At 41.5% G+C, this 9,262-nt stretch carries 7 protein-coding genes and 2 pseudogenes; 4 read left to right on the top strand and 5 right to left on the bottom strand.

What is annotated here, in order from left to right:
- Positions 1-234 precede the first annotated feature (234 nt).
- A complete protein-coding gene (locus tag GW12_RS10530; protein ID WP_034587286.1) occupies positions 235-951 on the bottom strand; it encodes a UDP-2,3-diacylglucosamine diphosphatase in 717 nt (238 codons plus the stop codon).
- A gap of 115 nt (positions 952-1,066) precedes the next feature.
- Positions 1,067-1,576 carry a peptidylprolyl isomerase gene (locus GW12_RS10535; protein WP_034587288.1) on the bottom strand — a complete coding sequence of 170 codons (510 nt, stop codon included), beginning with the start codon at positions 1,574-1,576 and terminating at the stop codon, positions 1,067-1,069.
- Between the two features lie 325 nt (positions 1,577-1,901).
- On the opposite strand from GW12_RS10535, the pseudogene GW12_RS10545 reads away from it, so the two are divergent.
- The 3 genes and pseudogenes from GW12_RS10545 to GW12_RS10555 all read left to right on the top strand — a co-directional run bounded on the left by GW12_RS10545 (position 1,902) and on the right by GW12_RS10555 (position 6,107).
- Positions 1,902-3,068 (top strand): annotated as a pseudogene (locus tag GW12_RS10545) (IS3-like element ISAba22 family transposase).
- Positions 3,069-3,331: 263 nt separating this feature from the next.
- Positions 3,332-5,059, top strand: coding sequence for a glutamine--tRNA ligase/YqeY domain fusion protein (locus GW12_RS10550; protein WP_034587294.1), 1,728 nt, complete (start codon positions 3,332-3,334; stop codon positions 5,057-5,059).
- A 136-nt stretch (positions 5,060-5,195) separates the two neighbouring features.
- On the top strand, positions 5,196-6,107 hold the full coding sequence (locus GW12_RS10555; protein ID WP_034587295.1) for a bestrophin family protein: 912 nt from the start codon (positions 5,196-5,198) through the stop codon (positions 6,105-6,107).
- Positions 6,108-6,164: 57 nt separating this feature from the next.
- Here GW12_RS10555 and GW12_RS10560 read toward each other — a convergent pair whose 3' ends face one another.
- The 3 genes from GW12_RS10560 to trmA all read right to left on the bottom strand — a co-directional run bounded on the left by GW12_RS10560 (position 6,165) and on the right by trmA (position 8,595).
- The gene (locus GW12_RS10560; protein ID WP_034587296.1) at positions 6,165-6,725 is read right to left on the bottom strand and encodes a lecithin retinol acyltransferase family protein; all 561 of its coding nucleotides are present in this window, start codon (positions 6,723-6,725) and stop codon (positions 6,165-6,167) included.
- 309 nt (positions 6,726-7,034) lie between these two features.
- Positions 7,035-7,259 carry a hypothetical protein gene (locus GW12_RS10565; RefSeq protein WP_034587298.1) on the bottom strand — a complete coding sequence of 75 codons (225 nt, stop codon included), beginning with the start codon at positions 7,257-7,259 and terminating at the stop codon, positions 7,035-7,037.
- A 253-nt stretch (positions 7,260-7,512) separates the two neighbouring features.
- A complete protein-coding gene (gene trmA, locus GW12_RS10570) occupies positions 7,513-8,595 on the bottom strand; it encodes a tRNA (uridine(54)-C5)-methyltransferase TrmA (RefSeq protein ID WP_034587299.1) in 1,083 nt (360 codons plus the stop codon).
- Positions 8,596-9,029: 434 nt separating this feature from the next.
- On the opposite strand from trmA, the pseudogene aspA reads away from it, so the two are divergent.
- Positions 9,030-9,245, top strand: a pseudogene (aspA, locus tag GW12_RS10575) (aspartate ammonia-lyase); the annotation flags it as partial.
- Between the last annotated feature and the right edge of the window lie 17 nt (positions 9,246-9,262).

The following is a 9,262-nucleotide window of genomic DNA, read 5'->3' on the forward strand; positions in this document are numbered from 1 at the left end:
GGGGTTCAGCGGACGCTTACCGTAGAGGGCTAGGTGAGAAATGATAAATAATAAAAATCTCGAACTTTATCAGATTAGATATATAGAAAAATTAATGATGGACTTATAAAAAATGATGGATATAGAGGAGAGTTGATTCTTTATAAAGTGATGAGTTCAGGTTTCTAAGGGTAAATATTAAAAATAGCCTAATTCAAAAAATATTACTTATTCAGGCCTTTTATCTTAACCTGCTTAATAAGACCAGGTTTTCAGTTTAATTTCCTGCTCAGGCTCATTCGTCAGCTCCAAAATTTGTGCTGTATCCTCTTTCCAGTCACCTAGTACAATCCGCTTCTTGCCATCCACATCATGAATATTGGCACGATGAGTATGCCCATGAATTAACAGATCCACATCTTTTAAAGCATCTTTAACAGCACTCTGATTCACATCCATGACTTCATAGCTTTTAAACTGCTGTGCTTCATGGCTCTTCTTGCGGAAGCCTTGCGCTAGTCGGGCACGGAAGGAGAGCGGCATTTTTCTTAATAAGCTAATCAGCCAAGGTTGACGGATAAATTTACGGAAACGTTGATAACCGACATCATCGGTACAGAGGGCATCACCATGTTCAATCCGAATCTTTTTGCCAGCAATATTGAGGAGCTGAACATCCGGAAGCAATTGACCAGAAAACTGCTTAAGGAAATCTTGACCCAAAGCAAAATCACGGTTTCCGGCTAGAAAATAAACCTGATTTCCTGCTTTGGTAAACTGCTTTAAACGCACAACGATTTCATCCAGCCACGGGGCAGTATAGTCATCCCCAATCCAGGCATTAAACCAGTCACCGAGAATGTACAATTGGGTCTGCTTGTCTTGATAGGCATTCAGTAAATCTAAAAACCCCCGAACGAGTCGAGGGTGATCAGGTGACAAATGTAAATCGGCGATAAACAGATGGGTCACAAATCTTTTCCTTTGTATTTAATCCCTCCCAGCCTCCCTTTGATAAAGGGAGGAGAATCCCATTTTTTATGGATGTTCTCTCCTTTGAAAAAGGAGGGTTAGGGAGGATTAAAAATTATTCAGAAATGATTTTTGCAGATTCAATCACAACGTTCTCTAGAGGAACGTCAGCGTGGTAGCCACGGTTGCCAGTACGAACGCCTTTGATTTCGTTCACAACGTCCATACCTTCAACCACTTTACCAAATACTGCATAACCCCAACCTTGTGCAGTTTTACCAGTGTGGTTCAGGAAAGAGTTGTTTTTCACGTTAATGAAGAACTGGGCAGAAGCAGAGTGAGGCGCTTGAGTACGTGCCATAGCAATTGTACCTACGTCATTGCTTAGACCGTTGTCCGCTTCGTTTTCAATCGCGTCGCGAGTTGCTTTTTCTTTAAAGTTTTCGTCAAAGCCGCCGCCCTGGATCATGAAGCCGTCAATAACGCGGTGGAAAATTACGCCGTCATAAAAACCGTCACGTACATATTCTAAGAAGTTTGCCACTGTTTTAGGTGCTTTTTCAGCGTTTAATTCAAGAACAATACGACCTTTATTGGTGTTTAATTCGACTTGAGGAAAACTCATTGTGTAATCTCCTGATCATGACATAAATGTCATGGTTTTTTTGAATGAGAGAAGCATAAGCAAACTGTAATCGACAAGGCAAGTAAAAATATACTTTTCTTCGGTAAAATCCTGAAAATCGTATTTTATTTATGCATTGTGCTCACCGGTAAATTGGGAAAATTTTGTGCTTTGCATGTTTTAACAATGCCATATTTTAATACTAGAAAATGTTTCTTTTCTTAAACAGCGATATACGGTCATGCTGACTTTTATGACTTGATGTGTACTGAAAAAACAGGAGGTTTTAACTTGGTAAACTAAACACACTCATCAGGAGTTTACCATGAGCAAGAAACACAAGACTTACACCACAGAATTTAAAGCTGAAGCCATCAAATTAATTGAAGCCAATCAAGGCAATGTCTCGGAAACAGCTAGACAACTTAGCATTTCAATGCAAACTCTTTCAAATTGGAATACCAAAGCAAAGGCTGGAACTTTAGCAGGTACAAAACAGTATTCACCTGATCTAAACGCTCTACTCGAAGAAAATAAAAAACTCAAACAACAGCTCAAAATAGCTGAAATGGAACGTGAATTTTTAAAAAAGGCAGCAGCGTACTTTGCCAAAGAAAGTCAGTAAGGTACGCCTATATGAAACAAAAAAAGATATTCTTTTCCAATTACCTTAATGGCTCGATTACTTCATGTTTCAGTTTCATGTTTTTATGATTGGCTCAAGAGAGGCGTGAGCAAAAGAACGATTCAACGAAATCAACAGACGATATTGGTGAAAATAGCCCATGAGGAGACAAGGCAGAGCTATGGTTATATTCGATTAACCAAATACTTACAAGCTCAGGGTATAAAAATGAGTATGTACGCTGTACGTCAGATAAAAGCGCTGAACCACCTGTATTGTAAGCGACACAAGCGTTTTAAAAGGACTACGAATAGTGACCATAATCGAGCGATCTATGAAAACCTGCTGGAGCAACAATTCTCAATGACTAGACCAAATCAAGCATGGTCAAGTGATATTACGTACATATGGACTGTTGAAGGATGGCTGTATTTAGCAGCGGTAAAAGACCTTTACACGAAGCAAGTGGTTGGCTATAGCTTAAATGAGCGCATGACAACACAGCTTGTTTGTAATGCGCTAAATATGGCTATTCACAATCAAAAACCAACCAAAGAACTGATTGTGCATTCAGACAGAGGAAGTCAATATTGCAGCCATGAATATCGAAATATACTTGAGCAATATGGTTTTCAAGGTTCAATGAGCAAGCGCGGAGACTGTTACGATAATGCACCGATTGAAAGCTTTTGGGGAATACTGAAAAATGAGTTAGTGCATCATTACAACTATCAAACCAGAGAAGAAGCCAAAGCAGATATTATAAAATACATTGAGTTATTTTATAATCATCGAAGAATTCAAAAGGGTTTGGGTTTTAAGACACCAAATCAAATGGCCGAAGACTTTTATAAGTTGGCTGCCTAGAATCTCCCAAGGGAAAGTCTCCTGATAATTCAGCGTATATCAACTCTACTATCTCTTTCATTTTCTGAGTATTGAAATGAGATAGACTCATGGCAATTTTAAAATGATTGAATAGGGAACAAATGCCACAGTTAGCAGTTGAGAGATTGATCACCTAAAGTTAAACTAAGGGACTTTAGTTTATGCTTTGTGGCGCGTGCGAAGTCTCCCCGCAATATGACATAAAACCCTTAATTTTTAACTTTAGAAGTGAATGATTAATCATGAAGCCAAATGATGTTGTTACATCTCTGCCAGAGAACCCGACCCAAAATAACAATGCAGTCGATTCAGCGCAGCAGCAGGAACAACAGCCGGGCTTAGACTTTGTGCGTCAGGTAATCACTGATGACCTAGCTGCAGGCCGTACCCAGCAAGTGGTGACACGTTTCCCGCCTGAGCCAAATGGTTACCTGCACATCGGTCACGTAAAAGCGATTTGCCTGAACTTTGGTATTGCTGAAGAATTCGGTGGCCTATGCAACCTGCGTTTTGACGATACCAACCCAGATGCAGAAGAACAAGAATATGTTGATGGTATTGCCAATGATGTGAAATGGCTGGGTTTCCAGTGGAATGGCGAACCTCGCTATGCATCTAGCTATTTTGACCAGCTTTATCAATGGGCAATCCAGTTGATCAAACAGGGTGATGCCTATGTTGACTTACAGACGCCTGAAGAAATCCGTATCAATCGCGGTAACTTTGTAGAGCCTGGTAAAAACTCGCCACAACGCGACGCAACTGTGGAAGAAAACCTGGAGCGCTTTGAAAAAATGCGCAATGGTGAATATGCTGAAGGTCAGGCTGTGCTGCGTGCTAAAATTGATATGGCGTCTCCAAATGTGCATATGCGTGACCCAATCCTATACCGTATCCTGCATTCTGAGCACCATCAGACTGGCGATAAATGGAAAATCTACCCAATGTACGACTATGCGCACCCATTATCGGATGCCATTGAAGGCGTGACTCATTCGCTGTGTACGTTGGAATTCCAAGATCATCGTCCATTCTACGATTGGGTGGTTGAGAAGGTGAAATCACCAGCAGTTCCACGTCAATACGAATCTAGCCGTCTGAATGTCGACTACACCATTACTTCTAAACGTAAGCTGCGTAAGCTAGTTGAAGGTAGTTATGTGAATGGTTGGGATGACCCACGTATGCCAACCGTAGTGGGTATGCGCCGTCGCGGTTTTACGCCTGAAGGTCTGCGTGACTTCTGTAAGCGTGTAGGCGTGTCTAAAGTGGATGGCAGTATCGTTGATGTGGCAATGCTGGAATACTGTATCCGTCAGTCTCTGGAGAATACTGCAGCACGTGGTATGGCAGTGCTGAATCCATTGAAAGTGACACTGACTAACTTGCCTGCAGACATGGATCTGAAACATGCACGCCATCCAAACGTGGATATGGGCGAACGTGTGATTCCATTAACTTCTGAAATCTACATTGATCGTAAAGACTTTGAAGAAGAGCCACCGAAAGGTTTTAAACGTCTGATCCCGGGCGGTGAAGTTCGTCTGCGTCATGCTTATGTAGTTAAGTGTGATGAAGTCATTAAAGACGAAAATGGTGAAGTGGTTGAGCTGAAATGTTCAATCGACCCAGAGACTTTAGGTAAAAATCCTGAAGGTCGTAAGGTGAAAGGTGTGATTCACTGGGTATCTGCAGCTAAGGGTGTACCAGCAGAAGTACGTATTTACGACCGTTTGTTCACCAAAGCTGATCCAGAAGAAGGTGAAGATTTCCTTGAGAACCTGAACCCGGATTCATTGAAAGTCGTTCAAGCAGTGATTGAACCTGCTTTAGCGGAAGCTAAACCTGAAGACCGCTTCCAGTTCGAACGTGAAGGCTATTTCGTGGCTGATCGTTATGATCACAGCCCTGAAAAACCAGTCTTCAACCGTATCCTGGATTTGAAAGATAGCTTTAAACCAGGCAAATAAATGGTGAATGATTGATTCATATCGCGGAGGTTAGAAAAGGAAGATATTTCCTTTTAGGCTTTCGCACATATGATCTTAAATACTTGAGATGGCCCAACCTCGGTTGGGCTTTTTCTATGGAGCAAAAAATAACAAGATGATTGTCCGTGATAAAAGTAATAGTTTTAGCCTGCTGTTCGCCTGGTATGGCACTATTTTGCCTAAGGTGTTACCGGCACTAGTCTCAGTAATCCTAATTTCCGGAATATTGGTCTATTTACGTCAGGAGCACTATGTCAGTCTGCCTGCAGTGCCTGCCATTGGCTTTACTATTTTTGGTGTAATTCTTTCGATCTTTCTCAGTTTCCGGAACAATGCCTGTTATGACCGCTGGTGGGAAGGGCGTAAACTCTGGGGTGCTTTGATTGCGACAACTCGTCATCTAAGCCGTGATACCTTTGTGCTGGAGAGTCAGGAGCGGGAAATATTGTTATCACGAATGATGCTATTTACCCATTTGCTGCGAGATCGTTTGCGTCAGCAGTCAACCAATATTGAGCATTATCGTAATACTACTCAATTTGATGCTGCTGATTTTGAGCAGATCACCCAACAGGTGAATCCAGCTCAGTGGGTGTTGGAACAAATGCAGAAACAGCTGGTAGCATGTTATCAATCTGGGCAGATCTCCGATATCCTCTATAATAATCTCAACCAGCATACAGTAGCTTTGGGTAATATCCAGGCGGGCTGTGACCGGATTCTGTCAACGCCGTTGCCATTTTCCTATTCAGTGTTGCTGCATCGAGCCGTGTATTCCTTCTGTTTTATCCTGCCATTTAGTCTGGAAACTAATTTAGGTCTTTGGACGCCTATACTGGTAGCCTTAATTGCTTATCTATTTTTAGGATTAGATGAACTGAGTTCCGAGTTAGAAGAACCATTCGGTTTACAGGACAACGATCTGGCGCTGGATTCTATTGTAAGGCTAGTGGAACGAGAAACACTAAGCTCACTGGGTAAAGAAATTCCTGAACCCTTAAAAGCATATAAAGGGCAGTTAAGCTAAACTTATTTAAAGGTCTCGAATACTAACAGCCCCTTTGATATGGGGCTTTATTTTGAGTTAGCGCTTTTTCAGATGGCTAAGGTCAGGATGTTCCTGGCTGAATTGTTCTTTCAGTTCTCGATATTGCTGCATACGCATTTTGGCCTTGTCATGCAGTTTTTTCTTGATATACAGCGCCAGTGCAAAGCTGGTGGTGGTGATGGTCAGGAACATGCTGTTCATAAAGCTCATCACTGAACTAATATAACCAATCGTTGTCAGGCGATTCATCATACGGGTCACCTGTGGGCTGCTTTCCACCCCGGTAATTGCCCAAGTACACAAATGCTCACAGTTATTGATAATCAGGTGATAGTTATTTTCATGCATGCGGGAACGCATACGGCGCACGACTTTACGGCCTTTGTATTTAGGATTGGAATATTCCTGCACCAGAATCGGTTTGCCGTGGCTGAATTTTTCGATGGAAGTGATTTCGATCGGATGCTTTTTAAATAAATGCGCAAAGCCGGAATAATGGATAACACGACCTCGTCCGGCATAAATACCATGATGGGTATAGCCGAAATGTTTGACCATAAGGTGGGCACCTAAGGGGAAACGCTGAGTCTGTTGCATATGCCTTGAATGCTAAATGATATACAAATGTATCAAAAATCTGAGTTTAGCCTTTTTTTGTGACTTTATCGATGTTTAAGAGGAAAAATTCATCGAACTGATGAGTTAAGTAAAGGTTGATGAAGAAAAGATAAGCAGTTTGAGGGAGAGTTTGAAATAGCCTAAGCAAATTTCAAAATGCTCTTGGTAACCGACCTTCAACTCATATCCAATGTTAGGGTTAATTCAGAACTAGAGCAGCTTGTTAATTAATAGAAATAAAAAAGCATCTGCTTGCACAGATGCTTTTTTATTTATAAATTTTGCGGCTTACTGGAGTGGTAAGTGCTGCAGCTCATTGAGTTCTTTACGGCTATAGCCACGGGAAGCAAGAACTTTTTTAATGCCGATAATCGTATCTTCATCAGTGGCTTTCGCCAAAGCTTCAAGAAGCTGTTCATTGGACTTGCAAGCGCAATCATTTTCAACACAAGCAATTTGATTCTTGTGTTCGTTTTGCTGTTCATTTGCGAACAACTTTTGCCAAAAACTCATAGAGCCTTCATGTATGACCTAACATAGCTTGAAATATAGACAATATTTTAAATAAAGCAATACTGCAAAAGTGAGAAAAGCAGCAGTTGAACTGCAGATTTTCCGATGATGGTTCAGAATTTAAGCCTTATTCCAATTAGTCCTAATTCATGGTTTAACTAAGTCCATTATTTTCAAACGATAAATTGGCAATAAAAATGAGGCCTTATTCGGCCTCATTTAGCTGTGACAAGATGCTTCAGAAACAAATTGTTTAAATTTTTTCGAGCAGCACGCCAGACTCGACATGATAGGTGTATGGGAACTGATCAAACATCGCAAACTTGGTGATTTTATGGGTCTGTGTCAGTTGTTTCAAATTAGCATGTAAGGTATCTGGATTACACGAAATATAGATGATCCGTGTAAAACGCTGCAGCAGTTTCAGTGTTTCATCATCCACACCGGCACGTGGTGGATCGACAAACACCGTATCGAAGTCATAAGTAGACAAGTCGATATTGGCTTCCTGTAAACGACGGAACGTACGCTCGCCGTTGTAGGCTTGAGTAAATTCTTCTGCAGACAAACGGGCCACCTGAATACTCTCAATACCGTTTTGCTGGATATTCCATTCAGCGGCATAGACTGAAGATTTTGCCAGTTCAGTCGCCAGTACACGACGGAAGCGGGTGGAGAGTGGCAGGGTAAAGTTACCATTACCGCAGTAAAGTTCTAATAAATCTTTATCGGATTTCTGTGCAGCATTGCATGCCCATTCCAGCATTTTCTGGCAGACCTGAGCATTCGGCTGGGTAAAGCTGCTTTCGATCTGTTTATACTGATATTTGCGATCGAATACGCTCAGTTCTTCTACGACAAACTCATCGCTCAAGATAAACTTTTGGCCACGGCTGCGACCGATGACTTTGATATTCAGTTTTTCAGCCAGTGCTTTGGCAGTCGCTTCCCAGTTTTCATCCAGTTTACGGTGATAGATCAAGGATACCAGCACCTCACCTTTCAAAGTTGCCAGAAAGTGCACTTCAAACAGGCGAGTTTTTAGTTCGGCATCTGCTTTAAATGCTTCAATCAGTTGTGGCATCAGGGTATTGATACGGCGGTCAGCGACAGGAAATTCATCGATACGGATGATTTTCTTGTTGCCATTTTCATCGCGTTCAAACATGGCATAAAACAGGTCATCTTCAGTATGCCAGATCCGGAATTCAGCACGCATGCGATAGTACTGTTCAGGCGACTCAAATACTTCTAGGGCAGGTGGTTGATATTCGGCAAATTGTTCGCTGATGCGGGCAACTTTGGCATCCAGTTGTTGCTGATAAGATGAGGTCATATGCAGTAAAAAATCGCAAATATTTCGAAAGCCAAGATGGTAGCAAAAAATCGCTGCTCTGCCTAAGACTATTGCGGAAGTATGGCGTGAAAAGCCATATAAAAAGGGAGCAAAGCTACTAAGAGAAGAAATTGGCTATAAATTGGAAGGTAATTTTCAGGCCGGACTGTTGCGTGCAACGCATTATTTGAAAATTATCATTTTTAATTTTCGATAATGATCTGGATTTTGCACCGGTCTCTGCAGGTATGTTTCTGCGGATGTGTCGAGTTAAAACAAAATTGACTTACATAGCATTACAAGACTAACAACGTGTGTAAATTAGACACATCTTGTTGCAAATATCATCCTAAAGTTTTCTGTTCGTTTGAGCTTTGACTGCGCATAGTGGAAGGAACCCTTTGGGTACATCATCGCCAAGAGTACATCACAATATGGACAATATGCTTCAAATTGATTTGCACAGAATCGAACAGGATTTATTGGGTAAAAAGTATATTCCTCAGCATAGCTATTACGGTATCCATACCGTACGTGCGCTGGAAAACTTTCAGATTTCCGGATTGACTGTTGGTCAGCAAAAACATTTCATTCGGGCACTGGCACAGGTGAAAAAGGCAGCAGCACAAACCAATTGTCATTTTGGAAAGGCTCTAGACTAGCAAAA

This window comes from Acinetobacter sp. HR7, assembly GCF_000773685.1.
Lineage (GTDB): Bacteria > Pseudomonadota > Gammaproteobacteria > Pseudomonadales > Moraxellaceae > Acinetobacter > Acinetobacter thermotolerans.

What these genes read in the sequence shown, in the direction of transcription:
- GW12_RS10535 (WP_034587288.1), bottom strand. Translation starts at nt 1,576, where the DNA reads ATGAGTTTTCCTCAAGTCGAATTAAACACCAATAAAGGTCGTATTGTT.
- GW12_RS10550 (WP_034587294.1), top strand. Translation starts at nt 3,332, where the DNA reads ATGAAGCCAAATGATGTTGTTACATCTCTGCCAGAGAACCCGACCCAA.
- GW12_RS10555 (WP_034587295.1), top strand. Translation starts at nt 5,196, where the DNA reads ATGATTGTCCGTGATAAAAGTAATAGTTTTAGCCTGCTGTTCGCCTGG.
- GW12_RS10560 (WP_034587296.1), bottom strand. Translation starts at nt 6,725, where the DNA reads ATGCAACAGACTCAGCGTTTCCCCTTAGGTGCCCACCTTATGGTCAAA.
- GW12_RS10565 (WP_034587298.1), bottom strand. Translation starts at nt 7,259, where the DNA reads ATGAGTTTTTGGCAAAAGTTGTTCGCAAATGAACAGCAAAACGAACAC.
- trmA (WP_034587299.1), bottom strand. Translation starts at nt 8,595, where the DNA reads ATGACCTCATCTTATCAGCAACAACTGGATGCCAAAGTTGCCCGCATC.